The sequence below is a fragment of the Methylosinus sp. genome (genome assembly GCF_036560965.1).
Classification (GTDB): Bacteria; Pseudomonadota; Alphaproteobacteria; order Rhizobiales; family Beijerinckiaceae; genus Methylosinus.
In genome coordinates this window covers 1-17,782 of record NZ_DATBQF010000055.1, presented here as the reverse complement: position 1 = coordinate 17,782, position 17,782 = coordinate 1, and the positions used below count along the sequence as shown (strand labels likewise).

General features: G+C 67.4%; 15 protein-coding genes and 1 pseudogene. 10 read left to right on the top strand and 6 right to left on the bottom strand.

Annotated elements, in window-relative coordinates:
• The 4 genes and pseudogenes from VIF40_RS14170 to VIF40_RS14155 all read left to right on the top strand — a co-directional run.
• Positions 1–333: pseudogene (locus VIF40_RS14170) on the top strand (protease modulator HflK); the annotation flags it as partial.
• Complete coding sequence (gene hflC / locus VIF40_RS14165) at positions 330–1,238, top strand: protease modulator HflC (protein ID WP_331938160.1); 909 nt, start codon at positions 330–332, stop codon at positions 1,236–1,238. The pseudogene VIF40_RS14170 and the gene hflC, both read left to right, overlap by 4 nt.
• A 187-nt stretch (positions 1,239–1,425) precedes the next feature.
• Positions 1,426–2,928 (top strand): Do family serine endopeptidase, encoded by a 1,503-nt coding sequence (locus tag VIF40_RS14160; RefSeq protein WP_331938159.1) that lies wholly within the window; start codon positions 1,426–1,428, stop codon positions 2,926–2,928.
• Positions 2,929–3,075: 147 nt separating this feature from the next.
• A complete protein-coding gene (locus VIF40_RS14155) occupies positions 3,076–4,236 on the top strand; it encodes a DUF3611 family protein (protein WP_331938158.1) in 1,161 nt (386 codons plus the stop codon).
• 1 nt (position 4,237) lies between these two features.
• Here VIF40_RS14155 and serB read toward each other — a convergent pair whose 3' ends face one another.
• A complete protein-coding gene (gene serB, locus VIF40_RS14150; RefSeq protein WP_331938157.1) occupies positions 4,238–5,137 on the bottom strand; it encodes a phosphoserine phosphatase SerB in 900 nt (299 codons plus the stop codon).
• Positions 5,138–5,166: 29 nt separating this feature from the next.
• Between serB and miaA the strand changes: the two genes are divergently transcribed.
• Entirely contained in the window at positions 5,167–6,090 is a 924-nt protein-coding gene (gene miaA, locus VIF40_RS14145; protein WP_331938156.1) for a tRNA (adenosine(37)-N6)-dimethylallyltransferase MiaA, read from the top strand.
• Between the two features lie 92 nt (positions 6,091–6,182).
• On the opposite strand, the gene VIF40_RS14140 is transcribed toward miaA, so the two are convergent.
• The gene (locus VIF40_RS14140) at positions 6,183–7,364 is read right to left on the bottom strand and encodes an MFS transporter (protein WP_331938155.1); all 1,182 of its coding nucleotides are present in this window, start codon (positions 7,362–7,364) and stop codon (positions 6,183–6,185) included.
• Positions 7,365–7,389: 25 nt separating this feature from the next.
• The gene (locus VIF40_RS14135; protein WP_331938154.1) at positions 7,390–8,223 is read right to left on the bottom strand and encodes an RMD1 family protein; all 834 of its coding nucleotides are present in this window, start codon (positions 8,221–8,223) and stop codon (positions 7,390–7,392) included.
• A gap of 113 nt (positions 8,224–8,336) precedes the next feature.
• Between VIF40_RS14135 and fdxA the strand changes: the two genes are divergently transcribed.
• Together fdxA and VIF40_RS14125 are read left to right on the top strand one after the other, a co-directional pair.
• Positions 8,337–8,675: a ferredoxin FdxA gene (gene fdxA, locus VIF40_RS14130; RefSeq protein ID WP_331938153.1), complete on the top strand. Its 339-nt coding sequence runs from the start codon at positions 8,337–8,339 to the stop codon at positions 8,673–8,675.
• Between the two features lie 399 nt (positions 8,676–9,074).
• On the top strand, positions 9,075–10,928 hold the full coding sequence (locus VIF40_RS14125) for a CarD family transcriptional regulator (RefSeq protein ID WP_331938152.1): 1,854 nt from the start codon (positions 9,075–9,077) through the stop codon (positions 10,926–10,928).
• Positions 10,929–11,027: 99 nt separating this feature from the next.
• Here VIF40_RS14125 and VIF40_RS14120 read toward each other — a convergent pair whose 3' ends face one another.
• The 3 genes from VIF40_RS14120 to VIF40_RS14110 form a co-directional block, all read right to left on the bottom strand.
• The gene (locus VIF40_RS14120; RefSeq protein ID WP_331938151.1) at positions 11,028–11,903 is read right to left on the bottom strand and encodes an RNA polymerase factor sigma-32; all 876 of its coding nucleotides are present in this window, start codon (positions 11,901–11,903) and stop codon (positions 11,028–11,030) included.
• A gap of 201 nt (positions 11,904–12,104) precedes the next feature.
• Positions 12,105–13,679 (bottom strand): M48 family metalloprotease, encoded by a 1,575-nt coding sequence (locus VIF40_RS14115; protein WP_331938150.1) that lies wholly within the window; start codon positions 13,677–13,679, stop codon positions 12,105–12,107.
• Positions 13,585–14,412: a thermonuclease family protein gene (locus VIF40_RS14110; RefSeq protein ID WP_331938149.1), complete on the bottom strand. Its 828-nt coding sequence runs from the start codon at positions 14,410–14,412 to the stop codon at positions 13,585–13,587. Before VIF40_RS14110 ends, VIF40_RS14115 begins: the two co-directional genes overlap by 95 nt.
• A gap of 194 nt (positions 14,413–14,606) precedes the next feature.
• On the opposite strand from VIF40_RS14110, the gene ybgF reads away from it, so the two are divergent.
• From ybgF to VIF40_RS14095, 3 genes are all read left to right on the top strand, one after another.
• Entirely contained in the window at positions 14,607–15,680 is a 1,074-nt protein-coding gene (gene ybgF / locus VIF40_RS14105) for a tol-pal system protein YbgF (RefSeq protein WP_331938148.1), read from the top strand.
• 9 nt (positions 15,681–15,689) lie between these two features.
• Complete coding sequence (tilS, locus tag VIF40_RS14100; RefSeq protein WP_331938147.1) at positions 15,690–16,703, top strand: tRNA lysidine(34) synthetase TilS; 1,014 nt, start codon at positions 15,690–15,692, stop codon at positions 16,701–16,703.
• A 290-nt stretch (positions 16,704–16,993) separates the two neighbouring features.
• A partial coding sequence (locus VIF40_RS14095) for an ATP-dependent metallopeptidase FtsH/Yme1/Tma family protein (protein ID WP_331938146.1) occupies positions 16,994–17,782 on the top strand: 789 nt, incomplete at its 3' end.

Here is a 17,782-nt window from a genome sequence, read left to right as displayed (position 1 = left end):
GATTTGCAGCGCCTCGGCAACGAGGCCGACGCCTATGCTAATCGCGTCGTGCCGGAAGCGCGCGGCGCGGCGGCGCGCATTCTGCAGGAGGCCGAGGCCTATCGTGAGCAGACCGTGGCGGAGGCGCAAGGGCAAGCCTCGCGCTTCACCCAGATTTACGAACAGTATAAGCGCGCGCCAGCGCTGACCCGCGAGCGCCTTTATCTTGAAACGATGGAGCGTGTTCTGGGCGGAGCCGACAAGGTGATCCTCGACGAACAACAGGGCGGCGGCGTTTCTCCCTTCGTGCCGCTTCCAGCTTTCGCGCCCTTCCAGGGCGGAGCCCGCAAATGAAAACCTTTTCCTTCCTCGTCGCGGCCCTGCTTCTCCTTATCGTGATTGTCGGCGGCGGCGCCCTGTTCACCGTTTCGCAGACGGAGCAGGCCATCGTGTTGCGTCTCGGCGAACCTGTCGCGGGACGCGGCCTCATCACCGAGCCCGGTTTGCATCTCAAGATTCCCTTCATCGAGAACGTGGTGTTCCTCGACAATCGCATTCTCTCGGCCGAGAGTCCGAACCTCGAAGTGCTCGCCTCCGACAATCAGCGGCTCGAGGTCGACAGTTTCGTCCGCTATAAGATCGTCGATCCGCTGCGGTTCTACCAAACCGTGGGCGGCATCCTCGGCGCCAACAACCAACTGGCGTCCGTACTCAATTCCGCGGTGCGGCGCGTGCTAAGCGAGGCCAATCAGCAGCAGATCGTGCGCGACGAGCGCGCCGGTCTCATCGTGAAGATCCGGCAGCAGGCCAATCTCGAGGCGCGCAAATTCGGCGTCGACGTCGTCGACGCGCGCATCCGCCGGGTCGATCTCCCGCAGCAGATTTCCGAGAAAGTCTACGGCCGCATGCAGACCGAGCGCGCCAGGGAGGCGGCGGAATATCGCGCGCAAGGCGCCGAGCAGGCGCAGAAGATCACCGCCAAGGCCGATCGCGACGTGATCGTGCTGAAGGCCGAGGCGCAGCGCCGCGCCGATCAGCTCAAGGGCGAAGGCGACGCCGAGCGCAATCGCATTTTCGCCGAGGCCTTCGGCAAAGACCCGGATTTCTTCGCCTTTTATCGCTCGATGCAGGCCTATGAGGCCGCTTTCAAACCGGGCGACACTCGCTTCCTGGTCAGTCCGCGCTCGGATTTCTTCAAGTTTTTCGGGACGCCCTCGTCCGGCAAAGCCGCCGAGGAGCCGGCGCCGCAGAAGAAATAGAGTCGCGACCGCCATCGAAATAAGGTACAGAAGGTAGGATTTACGCGAACGCCCAACTCTCGCCGCTTTGCTGGCAGAGTGCGAGCGGAGTCGTCCGACAGTCTCGCAGCATCGTCGATCGCCCGAAGCGCGAATTCGCGCTTTCGCCGCGGCTCGAGGCGCCGCCCGGTCTCAGGAGAGCAAGAGTATGACATCTGCCGCGTCCGTTTCGCTTTTCACGGCGCTGAGGCGCGCCCTCGTCGCGGGGCTCGTCGGCGCGCTGGTCGCCGGCCCGCTGGCGACGACGCCGGCGCTCGCCAAGGGGCCAGAGTCGCTCGCCGACCTCGCCGCGACGGTTCAGGACGCGGTCGTCAACATCTCCGCGACGCAGACGGTCGACCAGAAGCGCGGCAAGGAGGCGACCCCGAACGGCCAGCCCTCCACGCCTTTCGACGAATTATTCGAGGAGTTCCTCAAGCGTCGCCAGCAGCAGGGCCAGGGCGCCCCGGAGCTGCCGCGCCAGCGCAAATCGGCCTCGCTCGGCTCCGGCTTCGTCATCGACGCCTCCGGCATCGTCATCACCAACAATCACGTCATCGCCGACGCCAATGAGGTGACGGTCATCTTCACCGATGGGCAGAAGCTCAAGGCCGAGGTGATCGGCAAGGACCAGAAGGTCGATGTGGCGGTGCTGAAGGTGAAGCCCGAGAAGCCGCTGAAGGCGGTGAAATTCGCCGATAGCGACAAGTCTCGCGTCGGCGATTGGGTGCTCGCCGTCGGCAATCCGTTCGGCCTCGGCGGCTCGGTGACGGCAGGCATCGTCTCGGCCCGCAACCGCAATATCGACAGCGGCCCCTACGACAATTACATCCAGACCGACGCCTCGATAAACAAGGGCAACTCCGGCGGCCCGCTGTTCAATCTCGACGGCGAGGTGATCGGCATCAACACCGCGATCCTGTCGCCGTCGGGCGGCTCGGTCGGCATCGGCTTCGCGACGCCCGCCAACACCGTGCAGCCGGTCATCGAGCAGTTGCAGAAGTTCGGCGAGACGCGGCGCGGCTGGCTCGGCGTGCGCATTCAGAATGTCGACGACGGCATCGCCGAGAATCTCGGCCTCGGCCAGACCCGCGGCGCGCTCGTCGCGGGCGTGGACGACAAGGGCCCCTCCAAGACGGCGGGCCTGAAGGCCGGCGACGTGATCGTCAAATTCGACGGCAAGCCCATCAAGGAATCGCGCGATCTGCCCAAGCTCGTCGCCGCGACGCCGGTCGGCAAGGATGTCGAGGTCCTCATCGTCCGCAACGGCAAGGAGCAAACGAAATCGATCAAGCTCGGCCGCCTCGAGGATGGCGAGAAGCTCGCCTCGGTGGAGACGCCCAAGACCGAGAATATCGAGAAGACCTCTGCGCAGAAGGCGCTCGGCCTCGAGCTCTCCTCGCTCTCGGACGAGCTGCGCAACCGCTTCCAGATCAAAGAGACGGTGAAGAACGGCGTCATCATCACCGGCGTCGATCCGCGCTCCGACGCGGCCGAGAAGCGCCTGCAGCCGGGCGAGATCCTGCTCGAGATCAATCAGGAGCCGATCGCCGATCCCGCCGATGCGGTGAAGAAGGTGAAGGCGCTGAAGGACGGCGGCAAGAAATCGGCGCTGCTGATCGTCGCCAATGGCCAGGGCGACACGCATTTCGTCGCTTTGACCCTCGACTGACGGGATCGGCGCCCGCTCGGCGCCGAATCGACCACAGGCTTTATCAGCCCCAGGCTTTCGCCTTCGCGAGAGCGCCCTATCTGGCAAAAAAGATCGCCCGCGTCGCTGATCGACGCGGGCGTTTTCGTTTGCCGGATAGCGATTCCCATGCGCTCGACTGTCGCCTGCGCCAATTTCGTCTCGCTTCTCGTCCTCGGCGTCCTGATCCTGGCGCTCGGATGGGGCGCTGCTTTTACGGAGCGGCCGCTCGCGAGCCTGCCTTTCGCGCTGCATGTCTCGCTCGGCGTCGTCGCCGGCGCTCTGCTGCTCGCGCAGCTCGTGCTGCGGCTCGTCGTTCCGCCGCCAGCGCTGCCGGCGCGCTGGTCGAAAGCGCGGCGCGCGGCCGCCGGCTTCTTCGAATTTGCGACCTATCTCGCGCTCGCGCTGCTGGTCGCGACCGGCGCGCTCTGGGGTTATTTCGGCGGCGCGCCGCTCGCGGTCTTCGGCTTTCCCCTGCCCGCCTCCGCCATCTCGGATCCGCGTCTCGCCGAAATTCTCGGTCCCGCCGGCGCGCAGGCGCTCGGCCTCGCCGGAGCCTCGGCCTCGGAGGCGCTGCTCGCGGCGCATCGCCTGCTGGCCATTCTCTTCGCGGTCTCGATCGCGCTTCATCTCGCGCTCGGCGGTTTCGCCCGCTTCCGCCCGCAGGCTCCGCCGCCAGAAGCGCTAAAGCTCGCGCCGGCGCTGATCGAGCCCTCGCCGACAGCGGGACTCGCCTCGCGGCTGCGCCTGTTCGGCTGGCTGCAATTCTGGCCGCAGCTCGCAATAGCGCTGGCGAGCGGCGTGCTGTTGCAATTCTCCACCTCGGGACGCGCCTTCAGCCCGAGCGAGACCGGCTACGGCGACGCCATCTATTGGAGCCTATACGCTTTTCTGTTGCTCTGCGCGGCGACGGCGCTCGCCTTTTTCTATACGCGCGCGGCGCGTTTCGTGGCGCGGCCCGATTATCTCGGCGTCCACAAGATCACGGCTTTCTGGTTTCTCTCGCTCGGCCTGCTCATCGGCCTCGTCGGCGTGATTCTGTCCTTCGTCGGCCTGTCGCTGAGCGTTTCGCTACTGGTCGCCAAGACCGTTTCGCAGCCGCCGGGCATCGCCATCACCGACCCCAATAAGATCATCCGCGCGCTGGACGTCTTCATCCTGCTGGTGAATTTCGCTTTGCTGCTGGCCCATTTCATCGGCGTCGGCATCGCCTCCTGGCTCACCTCCGAGGCCACCCGCACGCGTTTTCGCTTCGCGGTCGCGACGGCGCCGCAGCAGAGCCGCGCCTGACTCACCCCAGAACGAAATCCGCGCGGCGATAGCCCTGCGCGAAGAGCAGCGCCCTGAGATCGGCACGATCGACGCGCGCGGCCGCCGCTTGCGCCACCTTCGGCTTCGCATGATAGGCGACGCCGAGCCCGGCGGCGGCGAGCATGTCGAGGTCATTGGCGCCGTCGCCGACCGCGAGCGTCGCCTCGGCCGGCAGCGCCAGCCGCTCGCGCAACTCCTCGAGCGCCGCGCGCTTGGCGGCCGCGCCGGCGATCGGCGGCAGGACGATTCCGGTGATGCGCCCCTCGCGCGTCTCGAGGCGATTGGCGCGCGCCTCGTCGAAGCCGAGAGCGGCCGCGATCCTCTCGGCGAAAAGGGTGAATCCGCCGGAAACGAGCGCGGCATAGGCGCCATTGGCGCGCATGGTCGCGACCAGGGTCCGCGCGCCGGGCGTGAAAGTCACGCGCTCGGCCAATATGGTCTCGATGACCGCGACCGGCAGGCCGGCGAGCAGAGCCACGCGCTCACGCAGCGCCGGCTCGAACGCGAGCTCGCCGCGCATGGCCCGTTCCGTGATCTCGGCGACAGGCTGGCGAATCCCGGCGAATTCGGCGAGTTCGTCGACGCATTCCTGGCCGATCATCGTCGAATCCATATCGGCGAGGAGCAGGCGCTTGCGCCGTCCCGCCTTCGGCTGCACGATCACATCGGCGCCGCTCGGGCTCGCGGCCGCCCGAAGGGCGAGACGCCGATCGACGAGCGATTCGGGCGCGAGCGGGAAGCACACATCGGCGGCGACGCCCGGCTCCAGCCAGTCCAACACGCCGACCGGCGCCCAAGCCCGAACGGCCGCCGCCGTCAGCGGCGGGCCGCCGGCGCCGGCGACGAAGGTCGCGACATGCTCCACAGGCGCTTTTGACATTTGGCTCGTTTTGTCGTTGCGAAGGGCCAATGACGAGACGCGCCATTCTCATCGCAGGACCGACGGCGAGCGGCAAGTCCGCTCTCGCGCTGGCTATAGCCGAGCGCATCGGCGGAGCCGTCGTGAACGCCGATTCGATGCAGGTCTATCGCGACCTGCGCATTCTGACCGCACGCCCCACGCCCGAGGAGGAGCGGAGCGTGCGCCACGAGATGTTCGGCCATGTCGACGCTGCCGTGAATTATTCGGTCGGCCGCTGGCTCGAGGATTTTCGCCTCCTGCTCGACAGGCTCGCGCAGGAGGGCGCGACGCCGGTCGTCGCCGGCGGCACCGGCATGTATTACAAGGCCGCGCTCTCCGGCCTCTCGGACATTCCGCAGGTTCCCGCCGAAGTGCGCGAGAAGGTCCGCGCCGCAGCGCAAGGGCGAGCGCCGGACGATCTGCATGCGCGTCTCGCCGAGCGCGATCCGGAGACGGCGGCGCGTCTGAGACCCACCGATCCGCAGCGGATCCTGCGCGCGCTGGAAGTGCTCGAGGCGACGGGAAAGCCGCTCGCCTCCTTCCAGGGCGCGCGCATGGCGTCGTCGCTCGACCAATCCGAATGCCTCGCCTTCTTCCTCGCCCCGCAGCGTGAAGAGCTCTATGCGCGCATCGACGCGCGTTTCGACGCCATGCTCCGCGAAGGCGCGCTCGATGAGGTCGAGGCGCTCGGCGGGCGCGGGCTCGATCCCGCTTTGCCGGCCATGCGCGCGCATGGCGCGCCGCATCTCTTGCGATTTTTGCGCGGCGAGCTGTCGCTCGACGAGGCGGCGATGCAGGGAAAGCTCGACACGCGCCATTATGCGAAGCGGCAATTCACCTTCGCGCGCCACCAGCTGCCGTCGTTCCGCTGGATCGCGCCCGGCGAGACGGAGGCCGCCATCGAAGAGGCGGCGGCTTTTGTCCGCGAATAGAGCGGCGAAGGCCCCCGTCCCTCCCCCGCTGCGCTTTGGGGAGTGGGCTGACGGCGCAGCGCGAGCCTAGGATCGCTACGCCGCCCCTCGGTCTACCCCCTCTCCTGCGTAGCGGGTCGAGCAGTGGATTGCCGTTCGGCGAGCGTGGCGAAGGCGAGCAGCGACGCCCCGATCAGCGAGACGCCGCCGATGAGCGCATAGAACAGGCCGAGCCCGCTCGGCGCGAGCGCGCCGAACAGGAAGGAGGTCGAGAAAATGCCGAGGTTGAGCAGGCTGGCGTGATAGGAATTGATCGTTCCGCGAAATTGCGCCGACATTCCGCTCAGCCGCGCATGATGCAGCGGGCCGCCGCAGCCATAGCCGAAAGCCCAGGGCAATCCAACGAGCCCGAGCTGTAGCGCCGAATGGGTCGGAAGAGCGAAAGCGAAGACGCCGGCCGAGGCCACGAAGCAGGCGATCGGCAGCGCCTTGTCGGAGAGAAGGCCGCGGACCGTCGGCCCCGCCAGATTGCCGGCGATGGTGACGAGGCCGAAGAAGCCGGCCAATAATCCGGCGTCGGTCGGCGAGAGCGACAGCTTGCGCGCCGCGACATCGGCGACGACGACGCCGAAGCCCGCCACCGAGCCGAGCCAGAAATAGCTCGCCGCCAGCCGCCGCACGACGCCCGGCGTCGCCAGCGCGCCTCTATGGGTCGCGACGAAGGAGACGACGCCTCCGCCATGCGAGCGGCCCGGTCGAAACGCCAGCGAGACCGCCAGAAAGGCGAGCGCGGCCAAGAGCGCCAGCAGATAATAGGCGCAGCGCCAGCCGTATCGGTCGGCGATCCATCCGGCGATGGAGGGCGTGATCACAAAGGCCGACATCAGCCCGACGAAGACGCGCGCGGTGCGGACCTCGACATCCTGCGGCGATGACGTATCGGCGACGAAGGACAGCGAATTGGGCTGGACGAAGGCCCCGCAGAGCCCCGCCATGCCGCTGAGCGCGATCGCCACCGAGAGATTGGACGAATTGGCGAGAGCGGCGCTGAGCAGAGAAAAGCCGAGCAGCCCCGCCTGAAGCGGGCGCTTGCGGCCGAAACGATCAGATAAGGGCCCGGCGAAAATGGCGAAACCGGCATAGGCGAGGCCATAGGCGGCCGGCAGATAGGCGATCGCCGCCGCCGGCACGCCGAAATCCGGGGCCATGGCGGTCATCAGCGGCCCGGCCACGACTTCCGCGGAGCCGACGAGAAACAAAGCCGCGGCGAGGATGGACAGCTGGCCGAAGGTCAAGCGCGCGCGTCCGACATGACGACTCTCAATGCCCGCGCTGGACGAAGATCTGGAAGAGCGTCAGCATGATTTCCGCGAGGATGAGCACGACGACGGTCGCCTCCAGCCGCACCGAGCGGTCGACGTCGATGATCTCGGTCAGCGCCCGCGCGGTCTCGCCGAGGACATCGACCTTGGCCTTCAAGGTCTGGCCGCGCGCCTCGAGCTCATATTCGTCCTCGAGCCGCGAATAGAGGCGCTCCAAATCCGGCCGGTCCCACAGCACGTCGGGCTTGTCCTCGACGGCGACGCGCCCGGAGACGCGATGCTGCACCAGCAACGTCTGGCCGATGAGCTCCAGCATGGCGCGGCGCCGGAATGGCGGACGGCCCTTGCTGGCGAGCTCGGCGGCGAAAGGCTCGATCGTGTCGAAGACGGCGTTGACGCGCCGCTCGTCGCGAGCCAGCGCGACGCTCTTGGCCAGAGCGTCGGCGACCACCAGCAGCCGCTCGCCCGAGGCGTCCTTGATCGCGAGGCGGCCATTGGCGAGCGTTTTGTCCTCGCTGTCGGGCGTGACCTCCAGCACCAGAGTCTCATCGTCACGCCGCGTCGCGGCGCCGGCGACGCGGGCCCCGACCTTGGCGAGGATCTCGTCCTCCTCCAGCGGCGACAGGCCGAACAGCACGGCGACGCCGAATCGGTAGAGGACGACGAAGCCCGACTGCCCCGCCGGAAAGGCGAGCGGCGAGGTCGAGACGAGATCGGCGCGCTCGAGGCCGCTGGTGTCGATTCGCTCGCCGAGCAGCAAGGCCCGCGCTGTCACGCAACGCGCCGCCGGGAGCGCCCCGACGCCGTGCGATGCCGATTCGATTTCCACCATGAACCGATTCCCTTCCAACCCCTCGCAGGATATCATGCGCGACACGCGGGCCGGGAGGCCGCTTGCAACCCATTATCAAAAACGCTAGCAAGCCCGCGGATCGAGGACGCCCCATGCCTTACGTCGTCACGGAAAACTGTATCAAGTGCAAATATATGGATTGCGTCGAAGTCTGTCCCGTGGACTGCTTCTACGAAGGCGCCAACATGCTGGTGATCCATCCGGACGAATGCATCGATTGCGGCGTCTGCGAGCCCGAATGTCCGGCCGAGGCGATCAAGCCCGACACCGAGCCGGACCTCGAGAAATGGATGGCGCTGAACGCCGAATACGCCCAGACTTGGCCCAACGTCACAATCAAGCGGGACCCGCCGGCGGACGCCAAGGAATGGGACGGCAAGCCCGGCAAGCTCGAGGCGCATTTCTCGCCGGAGCCGGGCGAAGGCGACTGACGCCGCGCCGTCCACAGCGACCGCGCCCCCAAAATCGTTAACAAATTCAACGGCTGCTGCGCGGCCGCTCGTAACCATGAGGAAAGGCGCCGGCGCCTTTCCTTTGATTTTTCCCGTACCACATGATATACGGAACATTAAGAATTAGCTTTCGGGCGCGAGGGACGCAAGCGTCGCCGTCTCCAGCACGGAGATAGCGGTCAGCCGCCGACGTCGAGAATGGACGAAGATGGCGGCTCCTCCCGCCAATGTCGGCACTATATTGTGAAGCGTCGGAGTTTCGCCAGCCAAAGTATGCGCGGTCATTGGCGCTATCCTGGCCGGGGCGCGACGAGCCCCTTCGGTCACGAGGCTTCCCGTCCCGTCTCCACAGCGGGACAATAGAAGGAGTATCCGCGTATGCCCTCGTCCAGCAAGAAGACCGCAAAGAACCGCAAGGCGTCCGTCGCCGGAGCGCGACGCGGCGCGAGGGACGCGGGAACCAAAACGGCGCGGACCGCCGCTGCCGCCGAGACTCCGGCCAAGAAGGCCGCGAGCGCGACGACGACCAAGACGAAGAAGACCGCCGCCGCAAGCGCCAAGTCTAGCGTCGAGAAGTCTAGCGTCGCGAAGTCCGGCTCCAAATCCGCCAGCGCCAAGTCCAGAGCCGCCGCCGCGGGGAAGACGACCGCCAGAACGACCGCGAGCAAGGCGGGCGAGACCGCGGCCGCCCGGACGCGCGCCGCCGCCAAGACTGCGGCCCAGGCCAGCGCAGCCCGTTCGGGCGCGTCAAAATCCGCTGCGACGCGAAGCGGCAAGACCACGAAAGCCGCCGGCGCCGAAACAACCATCGCCAAAAGCGCTGTGGGCAAGAGCGCTGTGGGCAAGAGCGCCGGGGCCAAGGCCGCTGCGGCCAAGTCTGCTGTCGCCAAGTCTGCTGTCGCCAAGTCTGCGGTCGCCAAATCTGCGGTCGCCGAGGCGGCGATCGTCGCCAAGGCTGTCATCGCCAAGGCCGCTATCGCCAAAGCCGCGGAAGGCAAGACGCCGGCGAGAGCCCGCGCCAGCGCCGCGCGCAGCAGCGACGCCAAGCGCAGCGCGACGGAGCGCCCTGTCGAGAGCGCCGCGATCGAGCCGGTCGCCGTCGTCGAAGCGCCCGCGACGCCGCCCCACGCCAAAAAAATCTCCGCGCCGACGAACGCCATCGAACAGCGGGTCGAGACCGCCCGCCAGGAGATGGGCGAGAAAAAGATCGGCCGAGAAAAAGAGATCGGCCAGCAGAGCGGCCGGGAACATTCGCCTGAGATTTCGCATGAGACTTCAACCGCCGTTGCGGCCGCCGGCGTAACCGGGGAGACGAGAATTACAACGACCTCGCGCGAGAGCGCGCCCCATATCGATATCGAGCACTCCGACGCCTCGTCTCCGAGCGTCGCCCCGATTGCGGGCGCGAGCGAGCCGAATGCGGCGGCGTCCGTTTCACCTCCAGCTTCGAGCGAAACCATTCCAGTGCCAAAACAGACACAAGGAAAGGCGATCAACGCCAAATCGTCGCCGGCGCCCACCGCTCCCATGAGCGCGGCGGCGAGCTCGGCCCTTTCGCCCAAGGCCATCGTCGCCGCGCGCACCGCGGCCGCGGCCCCCATCAAGCAGCCGATCCCCCCCGCCGTGAAGGCGAAGACTTCGGCGCATAAGCTCGGGTTCAAGACACACGAATTCGTCGTTTATCCGGCGCATGGCGTCGGCCAGATCGTCGCGATCGAGACGCAGGAGGTCGCCGGCTTCAGCCTCGAGCTGTTCGTCGTCAGCTTCATCAAGGACAAGATGACGCTGAAGGTGCCGACCAGCAAGGTCGCCACCGTCGGCATGCGCAAGCTCGCCGAGACCGAGGTCGTCGACAAGGCGCTCTCCACTCTGACCGGCCGCGCGCGCGTGAAGCGCACGATGTGGTCGCGCCGCGCGCAGGAATATGAGGCGAAGATCAATTCGGGCGATCTCGTCACCATCGCCGAGGTGGTGCGCGATCTCTATCGATCCGACACGCAGCCGGAGCAGTCCTATTCGGAGCGCCAGCTCTATGAGGCGGCGCTCGATCGAATGGCGCGCGAGGTCGCGGCCGTGCGCAAGCTGCTCGATTCGGAATCGCTCAAGCTGATCGAGTCCTTCCTGCAGAAGGGCCCGCGCCGCGGCGGCCCCAAGGGCGACGCCGAGGCGGACGCCAGCGACGATGCGAGCGAGGAAGGCGAAGAGGACGACGTCGAAGAGCGCGCCGCCTGATCTCTCTTTGTCTTTTACGGTTAAAAAAACGCGGTCCCCACGGGGCCGCGTTTTTTTGTTGCGAGCTTGGTTGCGAAAACCTTGGGACGCGCGTCGCGCTCACTCGGCCAGCGTCGGCGTCTCAGGCGTCTCCTGCGCCTTGGTCAGCGCCTTGCGCAGCTTGCACAGCGCGCGATTTTCGATCTGGCGCACGCGCTCCTTCGAAATGCCGAGGCGATCGCCGAGCGATTCGAGCGTGACGAGACTTTCGCTGAGGCGCCGCTCCTGCACGATGCGCAGCTCGCGCTCGGAGAGAAGCTTCAGCGCATCGGCGAGCCAGCGCGTGCGACGACCGGAATCGACGCGATCCTCGACGATCTCGTCCGGCAGCGGCCGATCATCGACGAGGAAATCCATGCGCTCGGCCGAGGTCGAGGAATCATCCTCGACCAATTGGCCGTTGAGCGAGACGTCCGAGCCGGCGAGGCGCGAATTCATCAGCTCGACATCGGCGCGAGAGACGCCGATGGCGCCGGCGATCGCCTGGAATGCATCGCCCGCCTCGGACTGCGGCGCATGGGCGAGCTTGGCGCGAAGCCGGCGAAGATTGAAGAACAGCGCCTTTTGCGAGGAGCTGGTGCCGCCGCGCACGATCGACCAATTGCGCAGCACGTAATCCTGGATCGAGGCGCGAATCCACCATGTCGCATAGGTCGAGAAGCGCACGTCGCGCTCCGGCGCGAAACGCGCGGCCGCTTCCAGCAATCCGACATGCCCCTCTTGCACGAGATCGGCCACTGGAAGGCCGTAATGACGAAAGCGCACCGCGAGCGCGATCACCAGCCGCATATGAGCGGAGGCGAGCTTGTCCAGAGCATCTGTGTCCTTATTGTCCTTCCAGGCGATCGCAAGACGTTTTTCTTCTTCGCGTTCGAGAAAGGGCGCATCCATCGCCGCCTTCACGAGCTCGCGTCCAACTCCGGGCAAATAAGCCATTCTCGCTCTCCGGGTGGCAGCCGCGCGCGCGAAGGCCTTCGATCGAAACGGGATCGATCGACGAATGGCGCTACGACAATGCCTCGATTGACGAGAATCCCCGAGCTGTCGCGCGACTGGCGCCTGCCCGTCCGCCCCCCCGGGAATTCTAAGGCTTACAACACTTTTGGAGCGCGACAGTTCCATCGCGGCGAGCGTTTCTCACTCGACGACGAGCTTGTATCTCTCGCCGGATGTGAGACGGCCTCCATGCTCGAGGCCGTTCAGCAATTGGAAATATTGGAGCGGACGATTGGGAACGACCATGCGTTGCGCCATCGACTCCGCAGTATCCTCCGCGCCCGCGCTCACGATCGAGAGGCGCAGCGGACGCACGTCGAGCGACTCTTCCCAGCTCGAGCGTCGGAATGTCGCGACAGAAGCGGCGAAACGTCGCTCCGCCTCGTCGTCGAGCGCGCGCACGGCGAAAATGAGACGATAGAGCTCATCGTCGATTTGAATCACCGCGAGCTTGAAATTCCATTCGCCGGCGCGCGCGCTGGCGACGACGGCAGGCAATCCGTTGACGTCGATGCGCTTCATCGAGGAGCGCAGCAGACCGTCGACCCAGCCGGACTCGACATAGGCTTCGAGCGTCTTGCCGACCGGCGCGCGCACGCGATCGAGCCGCAACGCCTCGTCGTCGCCTTCCTTCACGCCGAAGACGGCCTCGCTGGAATTCTCCAGCAGGAAGCCTTCCGGCGCGACGAAGGTGAAGCGCAGCCGCGGATGGGTGAATTTGCGGCCGCGCACGAAGCCGTCATTGGGATCGTCGCCATAAGCGAGGCCGTTGATAGCGGCGAAATAGCCCTCGCGATCGCGCGAGCCGACGCCCGGCGCGCTGATCTGCCGGGCCGCCGCCACCGCCTTGGCGATGCGATCGGGCGTCGAAGGATGCGTCGCCAATATATCGAGATCGGGCGATTTCTTCTTGCCGTAGAGAACGGCGCGCAGCTCCGCGGATTTGCCGAGCGCCGCGAGGAAGCGCGAGGCTCCGTACGGATCATAGCCCGCGCGCGCCACCACGCGCACGCCGATCGCGTCCGCCTCCAGCTCCTGCAGGCGCGAGAAGCCGGCAAAGGAGAGGCGCTGCGAGGCGCGCACATCGTCGCCCTTCTGCTTGCTCTGAATGACGGCGGCGGCCTGGCTGATGACCTCCGCCTCACGCTCGCGCTCGGCGCGTAGCGCGCTGTGGCGCGCGCTCACATGGGCGATCTCATGCGCCATCACCGCGGCCGCCTCCGAGGCGTCGCCGGCGAGCGCGAGTAGGCCGCGCGTCACGTAGAGATTGCCGTTCGGCAGAGCGAAGGCGTTGACGACCGGCGTGTTGAGGATCGTCACCTTATAGGCGGCCTGGCCGGGCGTGTCGCTCGCCTGCGCCAGCTTGACGAGAATATCGTCGATATAACGTTCAGCCGAGGGGAAGCGATATTCGCCGCCGAATTGCGCGACGAGCTCCTTGTGCTCGGCGGTGGAGGGCTGCTCGCCGCCGAGCGTTCGCGGCACGGCGGGCGGCAGCCGCGCATGCGACACGGCTCCGCCATTGAGCATCTCGCCCTGCCGCTCGAGCTGGGCGCAGCCGGACAGGCCGACGACGAGGAGGACCGCGAGCGCGGCGAGGCGCGCGCCGCGCCGCCGCGCGTCACCGCCGTCGGGCCTCGCCGAGCAGCTCGTCGCCGACGAGCTCGATCTGCGCCGGAGAGACGAGCTCCATGCGCGGTCCAAAAGCTGAGTCAATCAATCCTCGCACGCGCACTCGCCGCCCCGTGAGCATTCTGGGCGACGTTCCTGCCCGCACGAATGTCTCGAGATTGCGTTTCCAGATCACGACAGCGAAATCTCCGCGGCGCGGCCCGAAATTCAGATAGAGAGAGCCGCCGGCCTCGCCGATCGCGCCGACCACGCCCTCCACCAGAACCATTCCCATCTGTCCGGAGAGCATTTCGGGCCGACCGGCGTCGACGACGTGATACTCGCCCGACGCCCAAAGTCCAAGCCTTCGTCTGCGCGCCTGCGCTTCCGCGGCGAGCAGCCCATTGCGGCAGGCGAATGCGGCCGGATCGGGGCGAAACCGCGCGAGGCCCGCTTCCAGCAGCGTCTCCGCCAGCGAGACGAGCGGCGCCTGCGCCCCGACCCCTTCCACGAAAAGACCCGCGGGAACCCCTCCCCAGCGATCCGGCGCCGCCGTCGCGGCCGCCAGGAAGACGAGCCGGCCCGCGCTCAGCCGCTCGGCGAGAAAGCGCCGCACCGTCTCGCGCGCGGCCGCGCCGGAGGGGAATTCGATTCCCGAGAGCGCGACGCGGCGGCCGTCCATGGTCGAGAGATCGAGATCCGCGCCCACCGCCGCGATCTCGATCGGAACGCCGGCGTCGAGCGCGCAGACGCCGGTCGCCTCCGAAGCCGCAGCGATGCAAGGCGCCGCGACGCCGAGCAGAGCCAGACCGACGGCGGCGAAGCCGAGCTTGGTCATAGGACGCGCTTGGACGGGCTTGGTCATGAGAAAACGACAATGGAAGAGGAAGCCGAGGAGTGGGCGCGAGATTAGCCGGGAGAACGCCTCTTCGCCACATCTGCGCGACGCTCGCCGCGGCTTCGTCAAACTTTGGCCGAAAGCGGGCTTATGCTACGCCTCGTCCTGCACCGCTCTCGCGAACGATTCCCGCCATGATCCTTTGGTCACGTCCCATTTTCGTCGCCGCCGTCCTCGGCGTCGTCATGGCCGCTGGCGCGGCCTTCGCCGCCGATTCCTCCGACAATGGCCCACGCCTCGACGGGCTGGGCCAGGGCATTCGGAACATCGGCCAGAACATCGGCCGCCGCCTCGATGTGACCCAGCTCTTCGGCCGCCGCGATCCCGAGGAGGACAGCGCGGGACGCGAAGCGAGCGCCGCGAGCGTGCGCATCGACCGGCTCGAGAATCAGATCCGCGCGCTCAACGGCCTCGTCGAGGAGCTGCAGCACAGCGTGCGGCGCCTGGAGGATCAGCTGCGCCGCACGCAGGAGAACGCCGCCGCCGGCCCGTCGCCATCCGGGGCCACGCAACAGCGCGCCGCGACGCCGGAGGCGCCCCTGCCGGGACCGACCGCCATTTCCCCGGTCGGCCCGCGCCGCGGCGACGCCTTCGATCCCAATCTCAACCCCAACGCCCCCGGCGCGCCCCGCCCCATCGGCGCGACGCCGCCGAGCGCGCCGCTCCCGGCCGCCGCGACAGGCGCCGGCGCGCCCGCCGCCGATCTGCGCTCGCCCGGCGCGCCGCTCGATCTGACTCACGGACGGCTCGGCGAGGCGCCGCCGCCGGCGGAAGCCCCCCTGCCCGGCCCCTCGACCGCGCTCTCGCCCGTTCCCACCGCGCCGCAGACGCCGAAGGACGAATTCGACCTCGCCGTCTCGAAACTGCGTCAAGGCGAATATGAAGCCGCTGAAATCGGTTTCGCCGGCTTTCTCACCCACAATCCGAAGAGCCGGCTCGCGCCTCAGGCGATCTTCAACCTCGGCGAGAGCTTCTTCCTGCGCAAGCGCTACCGCGAGGCCGCGGAAAAATATCTGGAGATCACCGCCAAGCATCCGAGCGCGCCGCAAGGGCCGGAGGCCATGCTGAGGCTCGGCCAATCGCTGCATGAGATCGGCGCCAATGAGCAGGCCTGCGCCTCCTTCGGCGAGATCGCGGTGAAATATCCGGGCGCTTCGGCGCGGGTGAAGGAAATCGCCCAGCAGGAGAGCAAGAAGGTCCGATGCTGACGGGCGCGCATGCCCGCTGAGCCGCCCCTCCTCGATCCCGAACGCGCGCTCGCGCCGCTCGCCGCCCATGACGCGCTGCTGCTCGCCGTCTCGGGCGGGCCGGACTCGGTCGCGCTGGCGCTGCTCGCGTCACGCTGGCGGCTCGCCGCGCAAAAGCGCATCGAGATCGCCACTGTCGACCACGGCCTGCGCGCCGAAGCGGCGCAGGAGGCGGCGCAGGTCGGCGAATGGGCGCGCGCCCTGGGATTTGCGCATCATCGTCTGCGATGGGAGGGCGAGAAGCCCGCGACCCGCATTCAAGAGCGCGCGCGGGCGGCGCGCTACCGGCTGCTCTGCGGGCGGGCGCGGGACATCGGCGCGACGGCGATCGTCACCGCCCACCATGCCGACGATCAGGCGGAAACGGCGCTGTTCCGCCTGACCCGCGGCAGCGGAGTCGCCGGCCTCGCGGCGATGGCCATCGCGTCGCGCGTCGACGGGCTCGCTCTGCTGCGGCCGCTGCTCGGCTTTCGCAAGGCCGCGCTCGAGCGCCTCTGCGCCGAGGCCGGCCACCCCTATTTCCGCGATCCCTCCAATGAGAATCCGGCCTATGCCCGCGTGCGGCTGCGCCGGCTCGCCGCCACGCTCGCGGCGGAGGGCCTCGATGTCGAGGCGCTGCTGCGCCTTTCCGCCCGCGCCGCGCGCGCCGAGGAGGCGCTGGCCTGGAGCGCCGAGCAGGCCGCGTCGACGCTGCCCGCCGAGCGCGGCAAAAAACGTTTCCGCATCGCGGCCGAGGCGCTGCGGGCGCTGCCGCGCGAGCTGCTGCTGCGCCTGCTCGCGGCGGAGATCGCCCGCATCGGCCGCGGCGAGCCGCGGCTCGAGCGCCTGGAGCGCGCCGGCGAAAGGCTCGCCGATGCGCTGGCGACAGAAACGCGCTTCAAAACAACGCTGGGCGGCGCGACTGTGACCTTCGAGCGCGACGCCGTCGTCGTTTCGCCTGAGCCGCCGCGACGCAAAGGCGGCGCGCGCGACGAAAACGCGTGACGGCCGCAAAAAAGCCACTTCGCTTCGATCGTATGACTTTTCGGCGACAGTGCTCGGCGCTGGAGACGATCTGCGACCCGCGTCCGAGACCACTGAGCGCAGGCGCGCGCAACGCACGTGATGCGCGCATCGACAGACGGCGAGACCGCGGCGCGAGGCGATCTCATGGCAGAGGCGATCTCTCGGCAGAGGCGATCTCTTGGCAAGAGCTTCCGACACGCCTAGATTACACGAAACGACTTCTGTTTTCCGGGATGGTCCGGGCGGCATCGTCATTCGCAAGGTTCGACATGAACGCAAACTTCAGGAACATCGCTCTCTGGGCGATCATCGGGTTGCTCGTCGTGGCGCTCGTCATGCTGTTCCAGCAGCCGGGTCAGCGGACTCCGATCCGTGACATCACCTTCAGCGAATTGCTCACGCAGATCGACCAGGGCCGCGTCCATGACGTGACCATCGCCGGCAATGAGATCACCGGGCATTTCTCCGACAATCGCCCGTTCTCGACCTATTCGCCCAATGATCCGTCGCTGGTTCAGCGCCTGACCGCCAAGAATGTGGCCATCAGCGCGCGTCCGCCGGCCGACGGCAACAGCTGGCTGATGACTCTGCTCATCAATGGCCTGCCGCTCATCGCCTTCCTCGGTGTGTGGATCTTCCTGTCTCGCCAGATGCAGGGTGGAGCCGGTCGGGCCATGGGCTTCGGCAAGTCCAAGGCGAAGCTGCTCACCGAGACGCAGGGCCGCGTGACCTTCGAGGATGTCGCCGGCGTCGACGAGGCGAAGGAGGATTTGCAGGAGATCGTCGAGTTCCTGCGCGATCCCCAAAAATTCCAGCGCCTCGGCGGACGCATTCCGCGCGGCGTGCTGCTCGTCGGACCGCCCGGCACGGGCAAGACGCTGCTCGCCCGCGCCATCGCCGGCGAGGCGAATGTGCCCTTCTTCACCATATCGGGCTCCGACTTCGTCGAGATGTTCGTCGGCGTCGGCGCGAGCCGCGTGCGCGACATGTTCGAGCAGGCCAAGAAGAACGCGCCCTGCATCATCTTCGTCGACGAGATCGACGCCGTCGGTCGCCAT